The 26833-nt window shown below is 32.9% G+C and carries 21 protein-coding genes; 15 read left to right on the top strand and 6 right to left on the bottom strand.

Annotated features, from left to right (window positions below; genetic code table 11):
* The first annotated feature begins 367 nt into the window (after positions 1-367).
* From BLT80_RS16385 to BLT80_RS16365, 5 genes are all read left to right on the top strand, one after another.
* Positions 368-895 carry a DUF4269 domain-containing protein gene (locus tag BLT80_RS16385; protein WP_092469957.1) on the top strand — a complete coding sequence of 176 codons (528 nt, stop codon included), beginning with the start codon at positions 368-370 and terminating at the stop codon, positions 893-895.
* Positions 896-1054: 159 nt separating this feature from the next.
* Positions 1055-2818, top strand: a complete 1764-nt coding sequence (locus BLT80_RS16380) for an erythromycin esterase family protein (protein ID WP_139181092.1) — start codon at positions 1055-1057, stop codon at positions 2816-2818.
* A gap of 157 nt (positions 2819-2975) precedes the next feature.
* Complete coding sequence (locus BLT80_RS16375; protein WP_092469953.1) at positions 2976-3974, top strand: lipoate--protein ligase; 999 nt, start codon at positions 2976-2978, stop codon at positions 3972-3974.
* 85 nt (positions 3975-4059) lie between these two features.
* On the top strand, positions 4060-5196 hold the full coding sequence (locus tag BLT80_RS16370; protein ID WP_092469951.1) for a tetratricopeptide repeat protein: 1137 nt from the start codon (positions 4060-4062) through the stop codon (positions 5194-5196).
* A gap of 56 nt (positions 5197-5252) precedes the next feature.
* Complete coding sequence (locus BLT80_RS16365) at positions 5253-6035, top strand: hypothetical protein (RefSeq protein WP_092469949.1); 783 nt, start codon at positions 5253-5255, stop codon at positions 6033-6035.
* 10 nt (positions 6036-6045) lie between these two features.
* Here BLT80_RS16365 and trhA read toward each other — a convergent pair whose 3' ends face one another.
* The 4 genes from trhA to BLT80_RS16345 form a co-directional block, all read right to left on the bottom strand.
* Complete coding sequence (gene trhA / locus BLT80_RS16360; RefSeq protein WP_092469947.1) at positions 6046-6672, bottom strand: PAQR family membrane homeostasis protein TrhA; 627 nt, start codon at positions 6670-6672, stop codon at positions 6046-6048.
* Positions 6673-6675: 3 nt separating this feature from the next.
* Complete coding sequence (locus BLT80_RS16355; RefSeq protein WP_092469945.1) at positions 6676-7365, bottom strand: DUF4294 domain-containing protein; 690 nt, start codon at positions 7363-7365, stop codon at positions 6676-6678.
* A gap of 187 nt (positions 7366-7552) precedes the next feature.
* The gene (locus tag BLT80_RS16350) at positions 7553-11200 is read right to left on the bottom strand and encodes a M1 family aminopeptidase (protein WP_092469943.1); all 3648 of its coding nucleotides are present in this window, start codon (positions 11198-11200) and stop codon (positions 7553-7555) included.
* Between the two features lie 25 nt (positions 11201-11225).
* Positions 11226-12116, bottom strand: coding sequence for an ABC transporter ATP-binding protein (locus BLT80_RS16345; RefSeq protein WP_092469941.1), 891 nt, complete (start codon positions 12114-12116; stop codon positions 11226-11228).
* Between the two features lie 221 nt (positions 12117-12337).
* On the opposite strand from BLT80_RS16345, the gene BLT80_RS16340 reads away from it, so the two are divergent.
* Genes BLT80_RS16340 through BLT80_RS16330 form a run of 3 tightly spaced genes read left to right on the top strand, consistent with a single transcriptional unit; the run spans position 12338 to position 14313 of the window.
* Positions 12338-13426, top strand: coding sequence for a M42 family metallopeptidase (locus BLT80_RS16340; RefSeq protein ID WP_092469939.1), 1089 nt, complete (start codon positions 12338-12340; stop codon positions 13424-13426).
* Positions 13427-13474: 48 nt separating this feature from the next.
* The gene (locus BLT80_RS16335) at positions 13475-14035 is read left to right on the top strand and encodes an NUDIX hydrolase (RefSeq protein ID WP_092469937.1); all 561 of its coding nucleotides are present in this window, start codon (positions 13475-13477) and stop codon (positions 14033-14035) included.
* Positions 14032-14313, top strand: a complete 282-nt coding sequence (locus BLT80_RS16330) for an NUDIX hydrolase (RefSeq protein WP_092469935.1) — start codon at positions 14032-14034, stop codon at positions 14311-14313. The genes BLT80_RS16335 and BLT80_RS16330 overlap by 4 nt, the downstream gene beginning before the upstream one ends.
* A gap of 232 nt (positions 14314-14545) precedes the next feature.
* On the opposite strand, the gene BLT80_RS16325 is transcribed toward BLT80_RS16330, so the two are convergent.
* Positions 14546-15523: a helix-turn-helix transcriptional regulator gene (locus BLT80_RS16325; RefSeq protein WP_092469933.1), complete on the bottom strand. Its 978-nt coding sequence runs from the start codon at positions 15521-15523 to the stop codon at positions 14546-14548.
* Between the two features lie 89 nt (positions 15524-15612).
* On the opposite strand from BLT80_RS16325, the gene BLT80_RS16320 reads away from it, so the two are divergent.
* From BLT80_RS16320 to BLT80_RS16290, 7 genes are all read left to right on the top strand, one after another.
* Complete coding sequence (locus tag BLT80_RS16320) at positions 15613-16869, top strand: flippase (protein ID WP_092469931.1); 1257 nt, start codon at positions 15613-15615, stop codon at positions 16867-16869.
* A 13-nt stretch (positions 16870-16882) separates the two neighbouring features.
* The gene (locus BLT80_RS16315) at positions 16883-17560 is read left to right on the top strand and encodes a PrsW family intramembrane metalloprotease (RefSeq protein WP_092469929.1); all 678 of its coding nucleotides are present in this window, start codon (positions 16883-16885) and stop codon (positions 17558-17560) included.
* 83 nt (positions 17561-17643) lie between these two features.
* Complete coding sequence (locus BLT80_RS16310; RefSeq protein ID WP_092469927.1) at positions 17644-18123, top strand: acyl-CoA carboxylase biotin carboxyl carrier protein subunit; 480 nt, start codon at positions 17644-17646, stop codon at positions 18121-18123.
* A gap of 95 nt (positions 18124-18218) precedes the next feature.
* Complete coding sequence (accC, locus tag BLT80_RS16305) at positions 18219-19658, top strand: acetyl-CoA carboxylase biotin carboxylase subunit (RefSeq protein WP_092469924.1); 1440 nt, start codon at positions 18219-18221, stop codon at positions 19656-19658.
* Positions 19659-19774: 116 nt separating this feature from the next.
* Positions 19775-21316 carry an acyl-CoA carboxylase subunit beta gene (locus tag BLT80_RS16300; RefSeq protein WP_092469922.1) on the top strand — a complete coding sequence of 514 codons (1542 nt, stop codon included), beginning with the start codon at positions 19775-19777 and terminating at the stop codon, positions 21314-21316.
* Positions 21317-21479: 163 nt separating this feature from the next.
* On the top strand, positions 21480-22448 hold the full coding sequence (locus tag BLT80_RS16295) for a serine hydrolase (RefSeq protein WP_092469920.1): 969 nt from the start codon (positions 21480-21482) through the stop codon (positions 22446-22448).
* Positions 22449-22788: 340 nt separating this feature from the next.
* Entirely contained in the window at positions 22789-25584 is a 2796-nt protein-coding gene (locus BLT80_RS16290; protein ID WP_245710283.1) for an Npt1/Npt2 family nucleotide transporter, read from the top strand.
* On the opposite strand, the gene BLT80_RS16285 is transcribed toward BLT80_RS16290, so the two are convergent.
* Complete coding sequence (locus tag BLT80_RS16285) at positions 25574-26833, bottom strand: serine hydrolase (RefSeq protein ID WP_092469916.1); 1260 nt, start codon at positions 26831-26833, stop codon at positions 25574-25576. The genes BLT80_RS16290 and BLT80_RS16285 overlap by 11 nt on opposite strands.

Below are 26833 nucleotides of genomic sequence, written 5' to 3'. Positions count from 1 at the left end.
CTTTATTCATAAGAAAATGTTTTTTTGAAAGGACATACTACGCGAGTTTCAACGACTTAAAATCGAGGTCTAAAAGCCTCACAGAACTGTACGAAATCTGTGTAGAAAAGAGAGGGGATTTTCAATGTTGACGAGATCTAAAGTCTCTGCGTGTATATTAACCTTATTCCTCTCTTTTGTCTTTTCTGATTTATGCTTAAATTTAATTAATTGTAAACTTAAGACGTGTATAACTAATTGCTTGGTCTGTGTGTACTCGGAAAATCCTAGCGGATTTTCTATTCGGTTTTTATTTGCTAAATTAGGTGATTAAACACGCAACGCATCATATACAAAACCGTCGCCCACAATATAAAAAAGTCGAAAATTGATTGAAAATTTTAGAAATATAGAATATTTGAAATTCGGAAACGAAAGACAAAAACTTGCTTTTTCTGAAATCAAAAAACATAAAATTTTAGAGAAACTTGAAAAGTATCACCCAATTTTGACTGGAACTATTCCAATCGAAATAGATTTACCCGAAAGTGATCTAGATATTATTTGCGAATGTCAAAATCATTCTGAATTTAAAGCATATTTATTAAATCAATTTTCTGACAAAAAAGACTTTAAAGTTTATTCAATAAAACAAAATGGAATCGAATCAACTATTGCAGAATTTAAAACGGATAATTTTTTGTTTGAGGTTTTTGGACAAAATATTCCAACCGAAAAGCAAAACGCTTATCGACATATGATTGTTGAAAATAAAATTTTAAAAGAAAAAGGTTTTGAATTTAAGCAGAATATAAAAAAATTAAAATCTAAAGGAATAAAAACAGAACCTGCATTTGCAAAATTATTAGGACTAGAGGGAAATCCATATACTGAATTATTAAAGTTGGAAAAATAGATACTGTGGGCAACAACGTTTATAATTTATTGTAGTTCTGGCTTGCTTACGAAAATCTTAACAGATTTTCTACTCTGTTTTTATTCGCTAAATAAGTTACTTAAACACGCAACTAACCATAAACTAACCATTGGCAACACCCCAAACAAAATCATAACTATGAAGATTATAAAATTGCACGTATTACGCGTTGTTATATTGACCCTTCCTTTAATTATTTTTGGACAAAACAAGTATAATCTAGATTTTGAAACCTTATTAAGTAATAAGGCCACAAACTGGACGAATTTTGGAAACGGCAATCATAAAATAAGTTTTGACCTAGAGCATTCAAAAAATGGTAAAGTGTCAGGGCGCATAGAAAGTGATGATTCTACCGAAGGTTATAAAGCGCTCGCTTATAATATTCCTGCAAATTTTAGCGGCAAAAAAATAAAACTCACAGGCTATTTAAAAACCGAAAATGTAACTGAAGGTTTTGCTGGGTTATGGATGCGAATCGACCCTAATATTGACTTTGATAATATGGCTTCACATAAAATCCAAGGAACTAACGATTGGACCAAATATGAAATTGAATTAGACTATGAAGATCATGCTAACAATATTGCGATTGGAGGTTTATTAGAAGGTAAAGGTAAAATTTGGATAGATAATTTGGTGATTGCTATTGATGGTAAAAACATACAAACTTCGAAAGAAATTGAAAAATTATCATTGGAAGACTATAGTCCTAATGAACTTACATTAGCGTTATCAAAATCCGCATTTCAATTAGATTTGTCTAACAAAGAAACTATGGGCAATAGTTTGGACTCACTCATAGCCAAAATAGGTACAAAAGAAATAGTAGCGATTGGAGAAAGTACACACGGAACTTCGGAATTTTTCCAACTCAGGGAAATGATTACAAAGAGATTGGTCGCGGAAAAAGGATTCAATATTGTGGTTTTAGAGAATCCCTACGATGATATTGAAATCTTAAACAACGATTTGAATTCTAGACCATTGGACAGTTTAATCCGTAAACATCTATTTTCAATATATCAGACTCAAGAAATGAAATCCTTTTTACAATGGTACAAGGATAATCGGACTAATTACAAAATTCAGCTCAAGGGCTGTGACGATTCATATTGGACTTTTTATGAACTATTAAAAGAAAAAATAAATCCTGTCGGTGATAAAAAACTAAAAATACTCTTGAAAAATTTAGAGTCTAATATCTCAAAAAGTTCAACTGACAATTTAAAAAAAGAATTTAAAATCAATAATTCGATTTACAATAATATTTTAGCCATCGAAGATCATTTGAAATCAATAAATAATTTGACCGACCCCATTGAAGAAATTTTATTTAATGGAAAAAACACTTACGTTAATTATGTTAACATTAAAAACAAAAAACCAATTCAAAGTCGAGATGAAATAATGGCGGATAGAATTTCATTTATAGCGAAGAATTCTGATAATAAGATAATTATATGGGCTCACAATGCACATATTTCAAACAAAATTATCGCGGATAATGAAATTGGAATAATGGGAAGAAATTTAAAAAAGGAATTTGGCAAGGATTATTATACTATAGGACTAACTACCTTGAAAGGAAATTATTCATATATGAATGAAAAATTCATTAATGACGATCATAATTATACAGAGAAACTTAAAAATGCGTCTTTTCAATCGACAGAGAAGTTATTATGGGAAAATGCTTTCGCACAAAACAGTAGTTCTTTTTATATACATACTTCAGAACTTAAAAATGAATTAAAGACAGACAAAATTTTCGGAGCGACCAAATTACTTGGGTATTCAATAGAATCGGAAGAAGACATTTATTATATCCCGATTTTAAAAAATTTTGATTCGCTAATCTTTATTGAAGACACACATTCAACAACACCGATTTTCAAATAAAAGGGCAGTTGCCAACAAAGTACTGTGGCAAAAAACAAGTAAATTCTCATTAATTTTTAACTAAAGTACTCTTATACACTTCCAAATAAAGTAAATCTGTCTTAAATCAGCTATTTCAAATTAGTATCTTTGTTAGATACTAAACGAGATTCATTTTATGATTTTTATAGATAACGAAGGCCATACCAATCCTAAATTAAACTTAGCGTTAGAAGAATATGCTTTAAGACATTTTGATACGTCTACAGATTATTTGTTGTTTTACATCAACGAACCTTCCATTATTATTGGACGCAACCAAAACACTTTAGAAGAAATAAATCAAGACTATATAGACGCTAATCAAATTCACGTCGTTAGACGCGTTTCTGGTGGTGGCGCTGTGTATCACGACTTAGGAAATTTAAACTTTAGTTTTATCACCAATCACGATGGTAAAAGCATCAGCAACTTTAAAAAGTTTACGGCACCTGTAATTAAGGTCTTAAACGATATGGGCGTTTCTGCAGAACTTAAAGGCCGAAATGACATTTTAGTAGATGAGAAGAAAATTTCTGGCACTGCACAATTTTCCACAGGCAAACGTATGATCAGTCATGGTACGTTGTTATTTGACACAGACATGAGTGAGGTGGCTAAAGCGCTTCAGGTTAAAATGAGTAAAATCCAATCTAAAGGTCATAAATCTGTTAGAAGTCGTGTTGCAAATATCAGTGAGTTTTTAAAAACGCCTATTCCTATGGCCGACTTTAAAAAGCAACTTCTCGTTGGACTATATGAAGCTAGTGAACCTTTTGAAACCTATAAGTTAACGGAAGCCGAATGGCAAGCTGTTCACCAATTAAAAGCCGAAAAATATGATTTATGGGATTGGAATTTTGGACGCTCACCTAAATTTAATATCCAACGCAACAAACGCTTTCCGATAGGAGAAATTGACCTTCGTATTTTTGTTGAAAAAGGGCATATCTCAGAGGTTAAAGTCTTTGGGGATTTCTTTGGCAGACAACCTGTTTCGGATCTCGAAGATATACTTATTGGCGTGCCTTATGATAAAAATGAGATTCGTAAAGCCCTAAAAGACGTTTCAGTTGAAGATTATTTTGGTACTTTAGAAACGTCCGATTTTATTGATCTTGTGTATGGGAATGATTAATACATTCATAATTCAATTTTAAAAATCTCAAAGAACACGTAATTGCGGAAGCATTGCCGCAATTACAATACTATGCCATCACAATATGAAAAAAAATCTACTCACCTTAATCATTTGCATTTTCAGCATAAGTAATTATGCTCAAGAACAGATTACTACTGATTTAGAAACAGCCTATAATAACGAGCAATATGATCTCATCATTAGCGAGCATTCCGATAAAGCAAATTCATATCCAGCAAAAGCAATTTATTATATTGGTATGGCTTACTACATGAAGGCTGATGATAATAATGTTCTTAAACTAATGGATTTATCCATTAAAAAAGACCAAACAGACCCAGACACTTATTTTATTAAAGGCATGACTTTTAATTATATGGGACAATTTGATAATGCTATTAAGTCTTTTAATAAAGCTATCGAATTGAATCCTAATAACTCTAACTTTTATAGTGGTTTAGGTGATTCTTTTATAAGTCAAGAAAAATTTGATAAAGCACTCCATGCCTATATCACTGCAACTGAAAAGAGTGAACCCACTGAAAGACCTTTTACAATGATTCCTCAAATTTATGCAGAATTGAATCAGCCCGAAAAGGCATTAGAAGCTTTTTACAAGTCTAAAGAGATTGTATCTAAGGAATCAGATTCTTATATCATTGCGCTTTATAATATTGGGTTATATGAACTATTAAATAAAAACTATACCAAATCTGAAATTGCATATAAAGAACTGATTGAAAACGTACCAACCGATTACGGTTCTTATGCTAAATTAATTCAGGTTTATTATGGACAAAAGGAATATGAAAAGGCCAAACCACTAAAAGATATATTATATAAAGCCTATGAAGAAGGAAAACTAACAGACAGTTTAAAAAGTATGTTTTGTTTTGATCAATTTGAATGGAATGGAAAGTTAATCTTTGTTTACGAACGATTTGAAGTTAAAAAAGGAGAACTGTATTACAAACATATATTTTACATTCCAAATGAAGAGGGAGAAACTGAATTTACAATTCAAACCGAAAATTCACCAATCTCTATTCAGCTAGGAGGATCTAAATACGTACTTGGCATGAATAAAGGAGATATACACTCTACATTTAGATATGGATTTGAAGAAAATTTTGATTATGATGATTTAAAAAAGACGGTCATTCTTGTACTTGAAGAAAAGATAAAAGCAGGAGCTAGTTCAAGAAAAAGCAAGAACTAACATTAGCCAACACTATTATTTTAAAAATGTTACTTTTAAAGCCTTAAATCCCAAAAATGACTGAACCAAACAATACGACCAAAGACTTAAAATTCTATTCGCAAAAATCTATAGGAATCGCTACGTTTATTGGTGGTCCTTTGGCAGCAGGCTATTTAATTAAAGAAAACTACAAAGCTTTAAATGAAAACGATAAAGGAAAAACAGCTTTAATTATTTCGATAATAGCAACAGTAGTAATTTTTGGATCCCTTTTTCTTATTCCAGAAGCTATAATGGATAAAGTTCCTAATATGGTAATTCCGGCAGTTTACACAGGACTTGTTTACCTTTTAGTTGATAAAATTCATGGCACAATACTCGATACACATGAAGCACATAATAACGTATTTTACTCAGGTTGGAAAGCGGCAGGAATTGGTCTAATTTCACTAATTGTTTTAATGGCAATTATATTTGCATCTATCTTTTTAATTCCTGATAAAGTATATGATTCCTATGATAGTGAGATAGAGCAATTCACAATAAATGAAGAAGAATCATTAATGTTTTACGAACATTTTAGTACCGAAAACGACCTCACCCTTTTAAATGAAATTAATGATATCGCCATTCCTAAATGGAAAGAGAATATAGCTATTATTCATAGAACCAATGCCATTGAAGGTTTACCATCAGAACTCATAGTACAGAATAAAAAACTCCTTAAATATTCAGAACTAAGATTAGAAGCCTTTGAGCTCTTTAAAAAATTAATCACCTATGATTCGGAAAACTACAATGAAGAGTTAGATAGAATTCATACTGAAATAGATGCTGTAATTGAATCCTTAAATTAAGAATGCGTTTTTAAATCACATAAAGATAGATCATAAAGAAATGGCAAATAGCACCACCTAAAACAAACAAATGCCAAATCACATGATTATATGGAATTTTCTGTATGACATAGAAAATAATACCAACTGTATAAAATAAGCCTCCAGCAAATAACCAAAGAATGCCTCTAGGTCCGAGGGCTTCAGATACATTGGTGAAATCAAAAACAATCAGCCAGCCCATTACCAAATATAAAAGGGTCGAAAAAATCTCGAAGCGTCCGGTGAAAAACAGTTTTAAAATGACACCGAAAGCGGCAATTCCCCACACGGTCCAAAATAATGGCCAACCTAAACTATCTGTAAGAAGTATTAATAAAACGGGAGTGTATGTCCCTGCAATGAGGAGGTAAATACTCACATGATCCACGATTCTAAAATAGTGTTTACGCTTCTCCCCTTCTACTGCATGGTAAAATGTTGATGCTAAAAACAGAATAATAATAGAGATGCCGTAGACAATTACACTAAATAAACTCCAAGGTGTTGTGCTATCGGTATTTATAATCAATAAAACTAGAGCTACAATTCCTAAAAGGGCACCAAAACCATGCGTCCAAGAATTGAGTTGTTCTTCTAATTTTGTTTGAATACGCATTGTTTAACCTTTAGTATTAGTGACTCCTTTTGATTTAGACCATTTATTAACACTCTTATAAAAATCAATTTCGAAAGCAGCTTCTTGTCGTTTTAGCTGTTCATTTTGAAACGCACGTTGTAGAATATCTTCAATTAGATAGTCCTCTTCTTCATCAATAGGACTGAACTCTTTTTTTAAAGAAATATCAAACAAACTTGCCGTGCTGTTAAACCAAAAGGCACGCCAACCGCTTCGTAATTCTTTAATAAGTTGAAAGGTTGTTTTTCCGGTTTGTCTATGAATGAGTTTTACTAAAATCTGACCTTCGGTTTTTGTAAGTTTCTTAAGTTCTGCTGAAAATTCTTCTTCAATGTAATTCTGAATAATCTTAGCGTAACGCTTTTTATCGCGCTTACGCTCCAATCCATCTAATCGTTCTTGCAAGGCTTCTAAACGTTCTGCCGCTAACTTGGCATAAGGATACACCTTTAAGGTTTTTCGTCTTAAAATGATATACCGAATGCGTGCTGCTCTATCTTCAAATTTTAAATTCGGGAGTACTAAAACTTCATTTAATTCTACAGACGTTACAGGTATAGAATCGCCTTCAATATACATATAGTGGACTTCAGTAGAATCTTGTTTTACAGGATCCTCTTGAGCACTTATAATCACTGAAAAAAACAATGCTATGTAGGTAATGTATTTCATGTATTATTCTAATGCTAAAATCATTCCAATATGAGATTCTTAGCAATTTCAAAATTAATAATATTTAAAGTCTATAACCTTAAATTCGTATTAATATTATGAAACCGGTTCAAAAAGTTACTAAAACAAAAAGACCTTTCAAATTATTGTCATCTGAAAGGTCTTTAATATTAAATAATGAAGCTATTTATAGTTTCTGACGGTTGTCACCAGAATTTCTATCAATTAACTTATTGTAAGGATCAACACCAACTTCTGTCGGTTTCTCATCTACAATAATTGATATTTTATTATCAATAACGGTAATTTTATGCTTCTTAAGATACAGTTGTTCTTCTTTCATTTTTCCATCAACATCTTTCTCTGTAAAGATTCCGATATCAATATAATCTTGTAGTTGAAGCGATAAAATCGGTTTTGTTTTTCCTTCTGGTAAATACGAAATGGAATCTCTTCCTGTTTCAGAAAACAATTGCTTTCCTTTTTCGTCATTTCTGTATTTACTGACTTCAAACTCAATATCGACTTGATATTTACCATTGTCTAATTCCGTAGATGTTGCACTTTTAATTCTATTATCATAAACCGTGATGGTTTCAAACATATCTTTAATCACATATTGTAAACTATCTGGAGTCACCGCTTTAATATGATTCACCATATCAATAGACGTGGTATAAGGAGGCTCTTGAAACTTCACTTTTTCAACATAGGTTTTTAAAGCTCCATTTAATACATCTTCACCAATATAATCGCTAAGTGCATAGAACACTAAAGATCCTTTTTGGTAACGAATATAGCCTTGTCCATCATTATACATCAATGGTTTTTCGCGTTTACGTTCAAACGTTCTTCTCAATAAATAATCATCTAAAGATTTTTTCAAGAACTTACGCATTTGTGGTTTTCCTAATTCCTTTTCAAGAACTTTTAAAGCCACGTATTCTGATAAACTTTCAGATAACATCGTTGCTCCCAAAACATCAGCTCCAATCACTTGGTGTGCCCACCACTGGTGTGCCACTTCGTGAACAGTGATAGCATACGTATAATCCACTCCTCCTTCGTCACTATCATCTACATCTGCAATAAAACCTGCATCGCCAGAAAACGGAATTGTATTAGGGAATGATTGTGCAAAACCACCGCTTGGAAATTCTACAATACGCAATTGTCGGTGTTGATATGGACTAAAATTCTCGCTGTTATATTCTAACGAGGCTTTCATACCATCCATCATGCGATCCAGATTATATTCATGGCCTTCGTGATAGTAAATTTCTAGACTAACGTCCTTCCACTTATCCTTTTTCACTTTATATTTTGCGGAATTGAAAGCGTAAAAGTTCAAGATTTTACTATCCATTTTATAATGAAAATAGCGTCTACCATCTTTCACCCATTCTTTTTGAAGATAGCCTGGTGCAATTGCAATTTGATCTTCGCTTGTGCTTACTGTCGCTTCAAAATCTATCCAATCACTATCCTTAGCAATATAAGTATTTCCTAATGCTGTGGAATCTGAAGGCAATGGTTTTAACTTATTCGGTGGTAAATCATATTTTTCACGGGTTTTATCATCCGTCAGCTCTCCTCCATTATAACCTAAACTAGGAAACAACTGCATATTATTAATAAATGTTCCGTTTTTAATAACAGGCGAATTCGAAACCAAAAACGAATTCGGTTTGTTTTTAACCGTGAAATTTAAAGTCATTGAATCTCCAGGCATCAAAGGTTCTTTCAACTTATAAATATCAAAGTTGTAAAGCGTATCTTCTGAAACCAAGGTGTTTTCACGATTAAATTTAAACGTACTTGGATAATCATTATGATTTAAGAAAATACTATCAATAGCAGTCTCGGTTTTGTTAACCATGGCGTACTCTCCAGACGATTCAAAATTACGATCATCAATAAATAAATCCATGTTTACTTTTACAGCAACTATACGAGGTTGCGCATAGTCTTCATATTTCTTATACGTTTTTTCCCACTCCACAGTCATTTCTTCAACTTCCTTAGAAGAATAACGATCATTATTAATGTTAGTGGCATTATAAATGGTATATCCCATGCTGAAAAATCCAGCTAAAAGCACCACAAATGCAATCGCCATAGGAGTTTTAAAACGCGATTTTGCAATCGATAAACGCTCTCTAAATGAATGCGGCAAACCACGCACCCAAAATAAAGATGCAGTAAGCATTAGAATTAAGCCACCAAGTACCCAATAAAATTTATACGTTAGATAATTAGACAGTGAATCACCGTAACCATTCATATCATTAAATCCGAATCCAGGGCCTTCGTTGTATTTGAATACCGCTTGTTCTACACCAGCCAGAGTTAATAATGGGATACCAATAACTACGACTAACAATACAAACAATCCTAAGTAAGGGTTTCTAATCACAGTTTGAATCATTAAGGCTAAGAATGCCCAAATCACATAATTAATCAGTTTTAAACCGAAGAGCTCTTTTATATATAAACCAAGTTCAATATCGAAATACCCTTTATACAGTTGAAACAAAATACCTGAAACCATAATAACGGTGAGCAATAGTATTTGCATTTTAACTATGGCAATGAACTTAGATAAGAATAACGACCAATTTGGAATTGGAGTAACATCCTCTAGTCCATTAACGTTGGCTATTTTACTTCTATTGACTAACATTCCTGCATATAGAAAGGTACAGATATTAATAGCGAATACAAATTCTCCACCACCTTGTAACATCAGCCAAGTTCTAGGATATGTTGATGTTCCAAATGGATTACCAACATCCACTAAAACTATGAAAATCACAATCAGTCCGACTAATACAATACTTAAAAAAGGCCAACTCTTAACGATATATTTAAACTCTACATTAGAAATTTTCCATGTGGCTTTTAAGTTCTGAATAAAAGAATAATCATGAGCTACTTTTGGTAAGTTGATTTTTGTAATACCACCAAAATTTCGTTTTGTAGAACGTTCTCCTTTTACTTTTTTAAAGAATGAAAAGGACATCGCGTTTTGGCTAAACGTGAAGAATTTGTAAACCAAACCAAACACCAAACTTGCGACACCCAACCATATCAATCGGTTATAAAGAATCACTTCTTTAATAGGAATATGCAACTCGTTTTGTTCGTAAGCCGTCCAATATTGCGTATAATAATTAGAAGCAGCTGCACCAAAAGGATCTAATAAGGCAGCTAAATAACGATTATCTGGATCGGACAATAAACTTTCTGTCACTCCTTGAACAAACAATAAAAGTATAACTGTTATAAATCCTGCAGCTATATTCCTAGTAAAGGTTACAACGGCAAAAACAATTGCACCAAACAATAAAATATTAGGCAATATAAAAAGCCAATACGCATTAAAATATGATTTAATATCGAACGCAATTACCAAATCAGAATTCGTTCCAGGCATTCTAAAACCAATAAACATACCAACTCCAATCGTTAATACAATTAGCGTCACAATAACTATAGCACTAAAAAATTTAGCAAATAAATAATTGGCTTTTGTAAATGGATAGGAATATAAAATGGAATGCATTTCACTTTTAAAATCCCTATTTATAGAAGCTCCTATAATGGATGGAAATAAAAAGAAAATTAAAATAGTGAGTCCATTAAACAAATTGTTGACTCCAATTGGAGAATTCACAATTCGAGCAGAACTTGTTGTGGCTGTAACACTATCAAATATTCCTGCTGTCGTCGCAGCCATTAATAATGATAACATAAAGAAAATAGCCATATAAATATAAGTAGCCGGTCGTTTTAACCAGTACTTTAATTCGTAAAAAAATATTGTAGAAAACATAGATGTACTTTTTTTAGGTTAAAAATTAAACAGCACTTACGGGTTCGTCTTGTTTTAGTGCTATAAAGTACACATCGTCTAACTGTGGTTCAACAGATTTAAAATCGTCACTTGGTTGTGTATCATTAAAAACACGGATATTAAGTGAGTTATCTTCATTATAATTAGAAGACAATAAATTGTATTGTGCTTCGTGCGCTTCTAAATCGTCTCTGTCAATAATCTTAGTCCAAATACGACCTTGTAATTCTTGTCTTGCTTGAGATGGTGTCGCTTGTTTTAAAATTCGTCCACCATTTAAAATGGCCATATCGTTACAAAGTTCCTTTACGTCTTCTACAATATGTGTTGAAAATATGACCGTACAATTAGTTCCAACTTCACGTAAAACATTTAGGAATCGATGACGTTCTGCAGGATCTAATCCTGCAGTTGGTTCATCTACAATAATTAATTTTGGGTTGTTTAATAATAACTGTGCAATACCAAAACGTTGTTTCATACCACCAGAATAACCAGCAACATGTTTTTTACGCACATCATATAAATTGGTAATATCTAAAACTTCTTTTACTAAAGCTTGTCTGTCGGTTTTTGAGCTGATGCCTTTTAAGGTTGCAAAATAATCTAACAACGCTTCAGCCGACATTTTTGGATAGACTCCAAACGATTGTGGTAAATAACCCAACACTTTTCGTAAAGCCATTTTATCTTCTAAAACGTTGATATCACCGAACATTATAGATCCAGAATCTGGACTCTGTAATGTGGCAATAGTTCGCATTAATGAAGACTTACCTGCTCCGTTTGGTCCTAAAAGTCCGAACATTCCTGTTCCGATTTCAAGGTTAAGATTATCAATGGCTTTTACTCCATTTTTGTAAGTTTTGGTAAGGTTGGTTATAACTAGTTTCATGAGTTTATATTTATTTGTTTTTTATGACCAGAGGAAACATCCTATTTAATCATTTGATTGAATATCAAATTTTTGGGATGGATGTTTCATTGTATTGAATTTTAGTTTAAGATTATTGATGTATTAGTGTAAAAATAGCAGAATTTGTTACAAAAAATTTTCAAAAGGTATTAAAAGCTTAGGAAATCCTTTTATTTTTACAGAAATTCAAAACATATATTATGGCTTCTAAAAGCATACTTAATAAAAAATCACTCGATTTCCTTGAAAAATACTTAAACAATGCCTCTCCTACAGGTTATGAGTGGGAAGGACAGAAAATCTGGATGGATTATCTAAAGCCTTATGCAGATGAATTTATCACAGATACTTATGGTTCTGCTGTTGCCGTTATTAATCCGGACGCTAAGTTTAAAGTGGTTATCGAAGGCCATGCTGATGAAATTTCTTGGTATGTGAACTACATCTCTGATAACGGTTTAATCTACGTGATTAGAAATGGTGGAAGTGATCATCAAATTGCTCCAAGTAAAATTGTGAATATCCATACTAAAAATGGTATCGTTAAAGGTGTTTTTGGTTGGCCAGCAATTCATACGCGAAATAAAGCCAAAGAACAAGCTCCAAAACCAGATAATATTACCATCGATGTCGGAGCAAAAGACAAAGAAGAAGTTGAAAAAATGGGTGTTCATGTAGGTTGTGTGATTACCTATCCTGATGAATTTCATATTCTGAATAAAGACAAATTTGTTTGTCGTGCTTTAGATAACAGAATGGGTGGTTTTATGATTGCTGAAGTGGCGCGTTTATTAAAAGAAAACAAGAAAACGTTACCATTCGGACTTTATATTACGAACTCTGTACAAGAAGAAATAGGCTTACGCGGTGCTGAAATGATTACACAAACCATTAAGCCAAATGTGGCTATTGTTACAGATGTAACGCACGATACAACCACGCCAATGATTGAGCAAAAAACTCAAGGTTATGCTGAAATCGGAAAAGGACCAGTTATCGCATACGCACCAGCTGTTCAACAAAAATTAAGAGATTTAATTACGGATACTGCTGAAGCCAATAAAATACCGTTTCAACGTGCTGCATTGTCTAGAGCAACAGGAACAGATACTGATGCTTTTGCTTATAGCAATGGAGGTGTCGCTTCTGCTTTGATTTCATTGCCTTTGCGTTACATGCACACCACAGTAGAAATGGTACATAGAGACGATGTAGAAAATGTGATTAAGTTAATCTACGAAACATTGTTGAAAATAGAAGACGGAGAAACATTTAGTTATTTTAAATAAAAACACAAGGCCTGTTAGGTTATAAAAATCTGACAGGTCTAATTATATATGGACGAATATCTTGACATAGTAGATGAGAAATGTCGACCTACGGGTGAAACAGCTTTAAAATCTGAAATTCACAAAAACGGTTGGTTGCATAATACTGTACATGTGTGGTTTTACACTTTGGATGGTCATATACTTTTGCAACAACGTTCACATAAAAAATCAATTTGCCCATTACTTTGGGATGTCTCTGTTGCAGGACATGTAGATGCTGGTGAAACTTTAGAAGCCGCTGCCGTTAGAGAAACTAAAGAAGAAATTGGTTTAGAAATTCACCCAAATGATTTACGCCGAATAGGAACATATTACCATGAAGCCTCCTATTTTAATGGAGCCATTCAAGATAATGAGTTTCATCATATTTTCATTTCAAAACTAGAAGTGCCTTTAAAGAATTTACTTCCAGATCCTACCGAAGTTGAAGCCTTAAAATTAGTTTCTCTAGAAACTTTTGGCGATTTGGCACTTAATAGTGGTAAAAACATGCACTTTGTTTCAACTAATGAAGGCTATTATCATTTTGTCAATCATGAAATATATTCCGAACTTTTTCCTGAATGAATCTACTCCTACTAGCCATCGCACCAATATGTGCCATCCTTCTATATATCTGCGTTCAAGATAATGAATTTCATCAGGTTTATATCGCTGAATTAACAGTGCCATTAAATGCCTTAGTAAAACAAGAATCGGAAGTTGAAGCTCTAAAATTAGTCACGCTAAAAGACTTTATTGACTTATTAAAAGATAGTAAAACCAACATGCATTTTGTGGCTAGCAATTATGACTATTATCTTAAAGTACATGAGGCCATACAAAACAAATTACTGAAGCTGTAGTAACTGAACTTCTATTTAAATAAAAACCCCAACCTATTCGGTTGAGGCTTTTTTCAGCTAGTTACGACTGAAACCAATTAATCAATATTTAAATAGCGATCCCTACATCGTATTTAGCGGCTTCAAATCGTAAATATGTAATAAACTTAGAATTCAATTTTCAAAAGAAAACCTTCCTAACTATTTGCTTGTTCAAAAGTAAATATGAAATAGTCAAAATATGTCTGTTTGATTATTTATAATAACTCAACATTAACTCCAAATGATGCTTTACATATGCTTTAACATGTAATGGGCTAACCACCTTAACCCAAAGATTGTACTTTAAGATTTCCATTAAGAATTCATAATTAGGTTCAACATACACCTTTATTTCACCCCAAATATTAGGATTTTTATAATCTAAACTTTGCGTATCTAGTTCTTTGGGACGTGTTACAATTTGTTGAGAGTGATGTAATGGATTATTTTCTAAGTACTTAAAATGGTGATTGGCCACTTGTATATGAATCCATTCTGCATTTATGTCTGATTTTAAAATACCTATAACATTTTTAAAATAGTGTTTTGGGTTAAACGCCACAGGTTCTTTAACGTGCTGCTTACTAATGGATAGACTCTTTATCCTATTATCTAAACAAAAGGCGTAAAATCCATACTGTTCATTATACGCCATTAAATACCAAGCTTTATTAATCTCCTTAATATGAAGCGCCTGAAAAAAGCCACTTATGATCTTAAAGCCATCCTCGTACCACCCTTGATAGGTTATTTCAATTAACAAATGTTGCTCTATAGCATGAATTAAAGGTACCAGATCCACTTGCGAGCTCAACGAACTACGTGCTGTAGTCACATACGTTTTCCATGCATGGGCATGATGATGCAAGAGATAAAGTTCTGTTTTCTCGTAAATTTCTTTTAAGGCTTCACTTATTTCATAACCATCTACATAATAGCCATAATTGCGCTTGTGTAAAATAATAGCTTGGTAATAGGATTTAATTTTATCCAAATCACGCTTAATGGTTTTTTGACTGTGTAAATTCAGTTTATCATAAAGCGGATCGTCCATATTATCGGCACGCAACTGATCTAAAGACCTTTGTAAATCTTCCAAAGGGACAAACCCATTTTTTTCAATACCATAAACTTTAGGATTTGAAATAATGCGTAATATATAATAGCGACGAAGAAACTCTGGAGTCATCTAATGGATTGAAAAACGAATGTAATAATAAACTTTGAAATGACTAAAAGGAATTGGTTTTTATATCTTTGAACACCTAAATATGCTACATGACATCGGTTTTTAGTAAGAAAGATTTTATTGCTACCAAATGGTTTACTTTAGAAAAACTGATACAGCTTATTACAGGTGTTTTAATTGTTCCTCAAATTTTTAGCCTGTTAGGGACTGTAGATATCGGAAAACTCAAATTTGTGGAATCTGTTTTGGGGATGTTGACTCCATTGTTTTTTTTAGGCTTATCTGGTATCTGTATCAGAGAAATTGTATTTCATCCCAAACGAAGTCAGCAAATATTAGCGACTGCGTTTTACCTTCGCCTTATAAGCTGGAGTGTTATTTTAATCGGAATACTTATCTATTTTAATAGCTTTGAAAGTAGCCCTTTAAAGGGATTGTATTACATCATAACTATCAGTTACCTTTTTAAGCTTACCGATGTTTTTGAATATTATTTACTGGCCAAAAAACAGACAAAAATAATATTCCTGAGTAAAATAACGAGTTTAATTATTATTGTGTCTTTACAATATTATGGCGTTAAACAACAATTAGATGTCTATTATTTTGCCAAGCTTATCGTCCTCGATTTTTTCATTCAAGGCTTAATTTACACACTCATTTTAAAGTATAAAAAACAGTTTTCATTTCAACACTGGACGTTTTCATGGCCTCTAGGAAAATCATTATTAAAAATGTCATTTCCATTAATAGTTTCGAACAGTTTAATTATGTTTTATATCACAATTGATGAGCTGTTTTTAAAATACTTTCTAGGAGATCATGCCAATGGTATCTTTGCTACGGTTCAATTTTTAGTGATCGCTTTGAGTTGGAATGTCGGATTTTCTATCATCAACGCACTCTACCCTTCTCTAGCAGAATCCTTTCAAAATAACAGGCCACTTTATATCAAAAAAATAAGACGACTACTACAAATCATGTGTGCTTTAGCAATACTTATTGGCGTGCTATACACACTCTTCGGGAATGCTATTTTAAGCACTTATTTTACAGAAAGCTATGCTGAAGCCAAAACCCCTTTATTAATTTTCTGCTGGGCTCCCCTTTTTGTGTTTATAGGAATGATTTACGAAAAACATCTTATCAATACAAACGACCTACAAAAAAACGTATACCGATTCATTCTAGGCTGTATTGTAAACGTTATTCTATGCTATCTACTGATCCCTATTTGGCACGTTACAGGTGCTGCTATTGCTGTTTTAACCAGTCACTTTATCACTAACATCGTCTATATCTTTTTAGATACGAAAAGCAGAAAGCAGCTCTTACTGCTTTTTTAATTATTTTTGATTTATGAATCTACTCCTACTAGCCATCGCACCAATATGTGCCATCCTTCTATATATCTACGTTCAAGATAAACACGAAAAAGAACCTAGAGCCCTATTAATTAAAAGCTTTCTTTTTGGCGCTATTGTAAGTATACTTATCGTTTTTGTTTTATATTTTTTTACAGGACGATTAATTCCTATCACTGATGAATTCAGTATTTGGCAACAATTCATTCAGGCTTTTATAGTCGTAGCTTTAGCCGAAGAATTCAGTAAATATGTCATTGTAAAATATTATGCACAACCAAAAAAAGCATTCAACGAACCCTATGATGGTATTATTTATGCCGTAATGGTGTCTATGGGTTTTGCTTGTACAGAAAACATTATGTACGTGATTGATGGTGGTTATCAAATTGCTATTCTAAGAGCTTTTACAGCTGTTCCTGCGCATGCAACTTTTGGAGTTTTAATGGGGTATTACATGGGTAAGGCAAAATTCTCTAATAACAGATTAATGCTTAATCTAACAGGTTTATTATTAGCAACCATATTCCATGGAGCGTATGACTTCTTCTTGTTCATTAATTTTATCCCAGGAATTTCCCTTGGTGCATTTATTTCGCTAGCTATTGGTATTATTCTAGCTAAGAAAGCCATCAAAGCTCATCAAAAGAATTCAAACTTCAAATCTTTATAGAATTCATAAAATAAAAGTTTATAATTTCATATTTTGCAATGGATTTAATGATTACATGCTAATCATGTAATAAACGCAATATTATGTACAAAATAAAAGTTAATGCTACCCATACTTTCGAAGTTACTAAAGAAAGCATGGAGACATTAGATGTTGTTGAAACATCAACAAATCACTATCATATTCTTCAAGACAATACTTCAGTAAAAGCTGAAATATTACAAACCGACTTTAATAAGAAAACCTATTCTATTAAAGTGAATAACAATACCTACGACGTTACTATTAATGACACTATAGACCAACAAATTGAAGCTTTAGGTTTTGAAATTGGTGCTCTAAAACAAGTCAATGATATTAAAGCTCCTATGCCAGGTTTAATATTAGAAGTTAGCGTAAAAGTTGGCGATGAAGTTAAAGAAAATGATACGTTATTAATTCTTGAAGCCATGAAAATGGAAAATGTAATGCATTCACCTCGAGAAGGAATTATAAAATCCATTCATGTAAAATATGGCGAAACCGTTGATAAAAATTCACTTTTAATTGAATTTGAAAGCTAAATAAGCGCCTTTCTTAATATCACACTGAGTGCTTCAATGTGTATTAAAAAAGTAAGTATAATTAAATAGATCTTCCGTTTTTACGGAACATAAAGATGAAAAAATTATTAGTAGCAAATAGAGGAGAAATTGCCATAAGAGTTATGAAAACGGCTAAGAAAATGGGCATCAAAACAGTTGCTGTATTCTCTGAAGCAGACCGTAACGCGCCACACGTAAAATATGCAGACCAAGCCGTTTGTATTGGTCCTGCTTCATCAAACGAGTCGTATTTAAGAGGCGATAAAATAATAGAAGTTTCAAAATCACTTCATGTTGATGCCATTCATCCTGGTTATGGTTTTTTAAGTGAAAATGCTGATTTTGCAGAATTGTGCGAAGACAATGATATCATTTTTATCGGACCACGTTCTAAAGCGATCAAACTAATGGGTAATAAATTAGCCGCTAAAGAAACTATCAAGGATTATAATATTCCTATGGTACCTGGAACAGATGAGGCTATTACCGATATTCCTGAAGCCAAAAAAATCGCAAAAACAATAGGATTTCCTATCCTTATTAAAGCTTCAGCTGGAGGTGGTGGAAAAGGTATGCGTATTGTTGAAAACGAAGCGGAATTTGAATCGCAAATGAATAGAGCTCTCAGTGAAGCAACGTCTTCATTTGGTGATGGCTCTGTATTTATTGAAAAATATGTGGCTTCACCACGACATATCGAAATTCAAGTCATGGCAGACACACATGGTCACATAATTCATCTTTTTGAACGCGAATGTTCTATACAACGTCGTCATCAAAAAATAGTTGAAGAAGCTCCATCTGCTGTGTTAACACCAGAATTAAGAGAAAAAATGGGACAAGCTGCCATAAATGTGGCACGCTCATGTGATTATGTTGGAGCCGGAACTGTGGAATTCCTTTTAGATGAAAACTTCAATTTCTATTTCTTAGAAATGAATACTAGACTTCAAGTAGAGCATCCGGTTACCGAGTGGATTTCTGGAGTCGATTTAGTAGAACTTCAAATTAAAGTAGCGAGAGGTGAAAAATTAAATATTAAACAAGAAGATTTAAAAATTAATGGTCATGCTTTAGAGCTTCGTGTTTATGCTGAAGATCCTATGAATGACTTTTTACCAAGTGTTGGTAACCTAGAAGTTTATAAACTTCCTGAAGGAGAAAATATAAGAGTAGATAATGGATATGAAGAAGGTATGGATATTCCTATTTATTACGATCCAATGCTATCTAAACTCATCACTTACGGAAGCACTCGAGAAGAAGCCATTGCATTAATGATTACCGCAATTAATAATTACCAAATAAAAGGTGTACAAAGTACATTACCTTTTGGTCGTTTTGTTTGCGAGCACGATGCATTTAGAAGTGGTGTTTTTGATACCCATTTTGTAAAAAACTACTACTCATTTAACTTATTAAAAGAACAGCACTTATTAGAAGCAGAAATCGCTTCAAAAATTGCATTAAAGCACTTTTTAAAGGAACAGAAAATTTTAAGAGTATCTAAATAGTCGTTGTTAACCATTAGCTAACAATGAATTAAGCCTAATAAAATTATTTGAATTAAAACATCACCAAAACCATATAAAAACCTCATCCTTAATGGTTTTGGATCAAAAAAATAAGCATGAACGACAACATAAAAATATTAAACGATAAACTAGCTCTAGCAAAACTTGGAGGTGGACAAGCACGAATAGATAAACAACACCAAAAGAAAAAATTAACAGCGCGTGAACGTGTAATATATCTTTTAGATGAAGGTTCGTTTGAAGAAATTGGAGCTTTAGTAACTCATAGAACTAAAGATTTTGGTATGGCTGATCAACAGTTTTATGGAGATGGCGTAGTTACAGGTTATGGCACCGTAAATGGCCGATTAATATATGTTTTTGCTCAAGATTTTACTGTTTTTGGTGGTTCATTATCTGAAACGCATGCCGAAAAAATCTGTAAAATTATGGATATGGCTGTTAATGTTGGCGCCCCACTGATTGGTCTTAACGATTCTGGTGGAGCTCGTATTCAAGAAGGAGTGCGTTCTCTAGGAGGTTATGCTGATATATTTTATAAAAATGTTCAAGCTTCTGGAGTCATTCCACAGATTTCAGCTATAATGGGACCATGTGCTGGTGGAGCTGTGTATTCGCCTGCTATGACCGATTTTACCATGATGGTTGAAGACACCAGCTATATGTTTGTTACAGGTCCTAATGTGGTAAAAACTGTGACTAATGAAGAAGTAACGAGTGAAGAATTAGGAGGTGCAAGTGTACATTCTTCAAAATCTGGTGTCGCTCATATAACATCAACTAACGATGTAGAGTGTTTAGAGGACATTAAAAAACTATTGAGCTACTTACCACAAAGCAATAAAGAAAAAGCTGATGATATTCCTTTTGAACTTAAGGATGAAGTTAGAGAGTCTTTAAATACAATAGTGCCTGATAATCCAAATAAGCCTTATGACATGCATCAGGTTATAAAAGGTATTATTGACGAAGAGTCTTTCTATGAAATTCATAAAGATTATGCAGAAAATATTATAGTAGGTTTTGCTAGATTAGGAGGTAAAAGTATTGGTGTCGTTGCCAATCAACCCATGTTTTTAGCCGGAGTTCTAGATGTGAACAGTTCTAAAAAAGCAGCACGTTTTGTGCGTTTCTGCGATTGTTTTAATATTCCGTTATTAGTATTAGAAGATGTTCCAGGGTTTTTACCAGGAACGGATCAAGAATGGAATGGTATCATTGTCAATGGGGCAAAATTACTCTATGCGTTTAGTGAAGCCACAGTGCCAAGAATTACAGTAATCACAAGAAAAGCTTATGGTGGAGCATACGATGTAATGAATTCTAAACATATTGGAGCCGACATGAATTTTGCTTGGCCTAATGCCGAAATCGCCGTTATGGGAGCAAAAGGTGCAGCCGAAATAATCTTTAAACGTGAAATTGCTCTCGCTGACGATAAAGATGAGAAATTGAAAGAAAAAGAAGCCGAATACGCCAAGTTGTTTGCAAACCCTTATAGTGCCGCTGAACGCGGTTTTGTAGATGATGTTATTCTACCTGAAAATACCCGACGCAAATTAATAAAAGCGTTCAGTATGCTAGAAAATAAAGACGTTGTAAGACCTAACCGTAAGCATGGGAATATTCCTTTGTAATTAAAACTCAAAACACTCAATTTAAAACACTAACAACCAAAACCTTAAAGTCTATAAAACACTTAAAATATTGTGAAATATTTATGAATTTGATGCGTATCTAGTGACATCCTTTGTATGTACCTTGCACGTATATTATTGAATTTATAAACTGATAAAACTCATGAAAAACATAGTTGTACTTATTTCCCTTGTTTTAGCTTATAGTTGTGAATCTCAAACAACTACCGAGCGCATATATTCTAACACAACTCAGGTTACGCAACAAAACACCAATATTCAATTGCCTATTGAGGTTAAGGATTCTATAACGAAAATAGACGACTTAAGAAACATTCAGTTACAATCAATATTAGAGAAGGAAATCAATAAAAATAAAACTTGGAAACATTTAGTAGCCAATAAATCTATGGCTATTGGTATTGTCGATTTAACAGATTTAAATAGCATTAAATACGCTGGCATCAATGATGAGAATATGATGTATGCCGCTAGCTTACCTAAGATTGCAGTATTATTAGCCGCAATGGATGCCATTGAAAACGGGGAGTTAGAAGATTCTCAGGAAATCCAAGACGATATGAAACTGATGATTAGCAAATCGAATAATCAAGCCACAACTCGTATGATTGATCGTGTTGGGTACGCAAAGATTGAAGAGGTTTTAAGATCTCCAGAGAATCAACTTTACGATGAGGAAACAGGTGGTGGACTTTGGGTTGGTAAACGTTATGGAGGAGGTGGTGACACCAATAGAGAACCCTTAAAGCAACTAAGCCATGCTGCTACAACAAAACAAGTTTGTAATTTTTATTATCAAATGATAACAGGAAATTTAGTCACTGACGCACGCTCTAGAGAGATGCTCGAGATTATGAAAAATCCTGCGTTACATCATAAATTTGTAAACACTTTAGATAAAATTGCACCTAAAGCTGACGTATACAGAAAATCTGGATCTTGGAAAAGTTACCATTCAGATTCTGCATTAGTATGGGGACCTCAAAGACGTTATATCATCGTAGCACTTATAGATGACAATTCTGGTGAAACAATTATTAGAAATTTAGTACAGCCTTTAGAAAAAGCAATGAAAAGAGCACGTTCATTAACTAAGCCACAGAAAATATAACGCTCTAATCTATGATTAGAATACTTACAATCTATAAAAACATTAGTTGCATCTAGTTTTAGGAAGGCCTTCAAACTGAACTTTACAAGAATCCAAAATAACGGAAACTAGTCGGTCAAAAAATAATGGCCACTGGTATTGTTGATTTAAGTGATCGAAACATTAAAATTCTGTAAAAGGTCAACACATTAATAGGTGTTTAATAAATCCTATAGAAAAGATCCTTAAAACAGAAGAATGCGTAGTCGCTAATGACTAAATTAGCAATATGCTTTACTAATGACCCCATTAAATGTATCTATTACAGATTTTAAAAAAATATATACTCAAAGTATTTGACTTGAAAGAAGAAGAGTTACCTAAAACACTTCTTCTTCAGTTGAATATATTTATTATTATAACGACACTCTTAATTGTAAAGCCTACAATTAACTCCCTATTCTTATCCGAGTTAACCGCAGATGCACTTCCACTAGGTTATATATTAACAGCTGTAATGGCGGTTATTGGGTCCTTTTTTTATAATAAAGCCTTAGAAAAATATCCTTTAAATATTATCATTGATCGTACTTTAATTGGGTCAGTCATTTCCCTTGTTTTGTTCTCCATCGCATTAAATTTCAATCTTGCTGCTGGTCCCCTACTATACATACCCTATGTTTGGGTTGCTATTTTTGGATTATTAACGGCATCACAGTTTTGGATTCTTGCAAATTTGGTTTACAACGCAAGAGAAGCAAAACGTGTGTTTGGTTTCATTGGTGCAGGTGCAATTGCCGGAGGGATTTTTGGTGGTTATTTAACATCAATATTGACCACTTTTTTGAATACAGAAGATTTATTATTTGTAGCTGGTGCATTACTCGCTATCTGTATTCCCATAACGCGCTATATCTGGAAAAACGAAGTCGTTAAGTTGAACACGTTTCAAGTGGCTTTGAGGTCTGATCCTAAAACAGATTCTCCTTTTAAACTCATTAAGCAATCGAAACTATTAAAATTGATAGCTATCGTCATCGGAATCAGCGTTTTAATAGCTAAACTGGTTGATTACCAATACAGTGATTATGCCTCTCGCCTCATAGAAAATCAAGAGGAATTAACTTCGTTTTTTGGATTTTGGTTTTCTACATTAAGTGTAATTTCCTTATTAATTCAGTTGTTTTTAACTCAAAGAATCGTTGGAACTTTTGGTGTTGGAAAATCTCTACTCTGGTTACCTTCAGGTATTTTAATAGGGTCTATTTTGTTATTGATTATTCCCCAACTTTGGGTCATTGTTTTTATAAAAGTTGTGGATGGCAGTTTAAAACAATCGGTTAATAAAGCAGCTACGGAACTACTGTCTATTCCTATTCCTATTGATATAAAAAAGAAAACAAAAACATTTACAGATGTTGTGGTTGATAGTATTGCAACAGGTTTAGCTGGGTTTATTCTTATCTTTTTTATTAATGGGCTAGAGATAGCATCAACTTACATCAGTTTAATTATCATCGTTTTAATTACTATTTGGCTATATTTTATATATCATCTTAGAAAAGAGTACATCATTTCATTTAAAAAATTGCTAGAAATTTCACCTGAGAAAAAAGAAAAAACAACTAAAAAAGATATTAAGGTCACCTCTATCATTGATACCGTTATTCGGGTTTTAAAGGAAGGTAATGACAACCAAGTTTTGCACATGCTTCAAAAAACACTTGAAGTAAAAGATGAACGTTTTTTCACTGCGATTAAAAGTCAACTTAACAATCCATCTCCAAAAATACGTGCATTGGTTATTGACAATTTATACTTTTTAAGAACTGAAAATCTAAGTGCTCAAATAGAAACCATGATTCACGATACGGATCAACAGGTCACAACAGTTGCCTTTAGATATTTACTAAAACATTATAACAAAAACACCGAAGAATTATTTAATAAGTACCTCTATAGCGACGATAAGACTATTGCTAATGCTGCATTAGTTGGACTCTCATTAGAATTAAGAAACAACCAATTATTACAGCAACGCTTTAGTTTAGAAGACAAAATAAAAACAGCTTTAACCCAGTATTCTGAATTAACTTCTCAGGATGATAAGAACCATAAAATATTGGCAATTCTTGAAGCTATTGGTAACGCTAAAGTGGAACGGTATTATGACATCTTAAAAACTCAGCTAAAATCAGATAACCTAGAAATCTTAAATATGGCGATTCTAAGTGCTTCAAAAACCTTAGATATACAATTTCTAGATGCTATAATTTCTTATCTCTCTGGGAAAGACACTCGAAAAAATGCTATTGAGGCGTTAACGTTTTATGGTGAACCCATTATTGATATTCTTGCTGAAAAAATTAAATCTGAAACCATCGAATTAGAAGATGCGAATTATGCGATTTTGGTTATTGAATATTTTGCTTCTCAAAAAGCCATCAATACGTTAATAAAATTAACCAGCGACACCGAACACACTATTAAAATTGAAGCTATTGAGGCCTTAAGGCGTCTTAAATGGAAACATAATAACCTACAGATTAAGGATCAATTTATAGTAGATAAAATTCTGGATGAATGTCATTTATACCAAAATACGCTTGCTGTAATTCATTCTCAAATTGTGATTCGTTATAAATCGAAAAATCAAACAGAAGAATCACAAGACATTGATGAAGCAAGAAAAGGGCTTATCAATTTATTAGAACTGCGATTAGATCGACAATTGCAGCGTATATTTCGGTTTTTGGGTATAAAATATCCTCCCAATGATGTGGATTCTATTTTAAATACCATTCTAAAAGGAAAAGAAGAACAACGTATACTTGCTATTGAATTTTTAGAGAACATTCTAGACAATCAGCTAAAAAAAGAATTGATTCCTGTGGCTGAATCTATTTTAATAGGCATCCGATCTGAAGAAAATCTTAAAAAATTAAATCTAAAAGTATTAAGCGAAATAGAATGCTACAGCGAATTATTAAAAAGAAAGGATTTAAAACTAAAACTTGCCGTCCTCTATCTCATAGACAAATCTAACGACCCAAAATTCAATCCGTTATTAGAACTTATTTTAATTACTGATAACAATCCGAAAATTAAAAAAAACATAAAAGAGATACTTAAAGGAGCATCCGCGACTACTTCGTAATCAATTTATCTATGCTAGATGCCAGCATCATATGATCTGTGCCTGAATTTTTTCGCAACACATTGGTCATTAAAGTCACCATGTATTTACAGTTATCAGGATGTTCTACAATCACAACAGAATTCATAAAATTAGTAACGTTACCCATATATTTTCCACAAGCTTCACCTTTAGTTCGGTCGCATTTATAAAGGCTTCCAGATTTAAAATACACAGCAGCATCTTTTAATGCTGGTGATTGTGCGTATCTAATTCTTCGGTCTGTCATATACATTAAACGTTTCATTTCTAAACTAGACGCTTCGTCAACGATATTACCTTGTTCTAATTTTATTAAAAATTTCATTAATCCTAAAGGAGAACCAATACTTCCATCCTTGCCACCAACATAGGTATTAGCACCTCTTGTAAAGAAGCTTCCTAATCTCCATTCCTCTTTAGTAATACCTAACTCCCTTAATGGTAAATTAACCACATCATTACCTAAATCCGTTAACGCTCTTCTGTTAGCAGTTTTAAAATAAGCATCCGCTTCGTCTTGTGTTAATGCTGGATACTTATCTCCAAAAATCTGCATTAATAACACCTCTCTCCAAACAATACTTGCTGCACCATTATTACTTACAGATAGCATATGGTCCGCCCATTCAAAAAGTGTAAAGACATCACTAGCGATAACTTGACGCTTTACTAGTTTTTTAGTTTCAATATTATAAATAGGAATGGTATGCTCATCCGTTAAACCCCAAACTCCTGCTCTAACAGATTTTGATCTCAGCAAGTCTAATCGTTTTTCAAAATCATCTGGATAAATCTTAGCTAACTGTGTAAAAAGCCCTGTTAATACAGCTAATTTACCTACACTGCCTGGTTGGTAGCCCGAAGTTTCATTTCGTTTGGCATAACGTAAACTATCAGGATCAGAAATGTCTAATACCGCAATAGAATAACTTTTATCTAAGCCTTTGAATAAACTACTTATTTCTTTTTGAAAAGCATCATCTACAACGAGAAAAGACCCCATACTATCCGCTTTTTTAGATGTGAGATTTAAGTTAATATCCATATAAGACTTCATTGCTCCTGCTGGTAATTTAGCTGCATCAACGAGTTCTCCACTTTTAATTAACTCTAGTCGTTTTAAGCGCTTTATTCCCGTATGTGTATAACCATCAATTGGGTAGTAATTTAAAGTCGTAAATGCCGTACACAAAACGAATAGAACAAGAATAAGACTTAATTTTTTCAT

Origin of the sequence: Winogradskyella thalassocola (genome assembly GCF_900099995.1) — a bacterium.
Lineage (GTDB): Bacteria > Bacteroidota > Bacteroidia > Flavobacteriales > Flavobacteriaceae > Winogradskyella > Winogradskyella thalassocola.
Note: the sequence above shows the minus strand (reverse complement) of the source record. Positions and strands in the feature narration are given on the sequence as shown.

Coding starts and splice junctions, on each gene's coding strand:
- BLT80_RS16380 (WP_139181092.1), top strand. CDS start 1,055: ATGAAGATTATAAAATTGCACGTATTACGCGTTGTTATATTGACCCTT.
- BLT80_RS16375 (WP_092469953.1), top strand. CDS start 2,976: ATGATTTTTATAGATAACGAAGGCCATACCAATCCTAAATTAAACTTA.
- BLT80_RS16370 (WP_092469951.1), top strand. CDS start 4,060: ATGAAAAAAAATCTACTCACCTTAATCATTTGCATTTTCAGCATAAGT.
- BLT80_RS16365 (WP_092469949.1), top strand. CDS start 5,253: ATGACTGAACCAAACAATACGACCAAAGACTTAAAATTCTATTCGCAA.
- trhA (WP_092469947.1), bottom strand. CDS start 6,672: ATGCGTATTCAAACAAAATTAGAAGAACAACTCAATTCTTGGACGCAT.
- BLT80_RS16355 (WP_092469945.1), bottom strand. CDS start 7,365: ATGAAATACATTACCTACATAGCATTGTTTTTTTCAGTGATTATAAGT.
- BLT80_RS16350 (WP_092469943.1), bottom strand. CDS start 11,200: ATGTTTTCTACAATATTTTTTTACGAATTAAAGTACTGGTTAAAACGA.
- BLT80_RS16345 (WP_092469941.1), bottom strand. CDS start 12,116: ATGAAACTAGTTATAACCAACCTTACCAAAACTTACAAAAATGGAGTA.
- BLT80_RS16340 (WP_092469939.1), top strand. CDS start 12,338: ATGGCTTCTAAAAGCATACTTAATAAAAAATCACTCGATTTCCTTGAA.
- BLT80_RS16335 (WP_092469937.1), top strand. CDS start 13,475: ATGGACGAATATCTTGACATAGTAGATGAGAAATGTCGACCTACGGGT.
- BLT80_RS16330 (WP_092469935.1), top strand. CDS start 14,032: ATGAATCTACTCCTACTAGCCATCGCACCAATATGTGCCATCCTTCTA.
- BLT80_RS16325 (WP_092469933.1), bottom strand. CDS start 15,523: ATGACTCCAGAGTTTCTTCGTCGCTATTATATATTACGCATTATTTCA.
- BLT80_RS16320 (WP_092469931.1), top strand. CDS start 15,613: ATGACATCGGTTTTTAGTAAGAAAGATTTTATTGCTACCAAATGGTTT.
- BLT80_RS16315 (WP_092469929.1), top strand. CDS start 16,883: ATGAATCTACTCCTACTAGCCATCGCACCAATATGTGCCATCCTTCTA.
- BLT80_RS16310 (WP_092469927.1), top strand. CDS start 17,644: ATGTACAAAATAAAAGTTAATGCTACCCATACTTTCGAAGTTACTAAA.
- accC (WP_092469924.1), top strand. CDS start 18,219: ATGAAAAAATTATTAGTAGCAAATAGAGGAGAAATTGCCATAAGAGTT.
- BLT80_RS16300 (WP_092469922.1), top strand. CDS start 19,775: ATGAACGACAACATAAAAATATTAAACGATAAACTAGCTCTAGCAAAA.
- BLT80_RS16295 (WP_092469920.1), top strand. CDS start 21,480: ATGAAAAACATAGTTGTACTTATTTCCCTTGTTTTAGCTTATAGTTGT.
- BLT80_RS16285 (WP_092469916.1), bottom strand. CDS start 26,833: ATGAAAAAATTAAGTCTTATTCTTGTTCTATTCGTTTTGTGTACGGCA.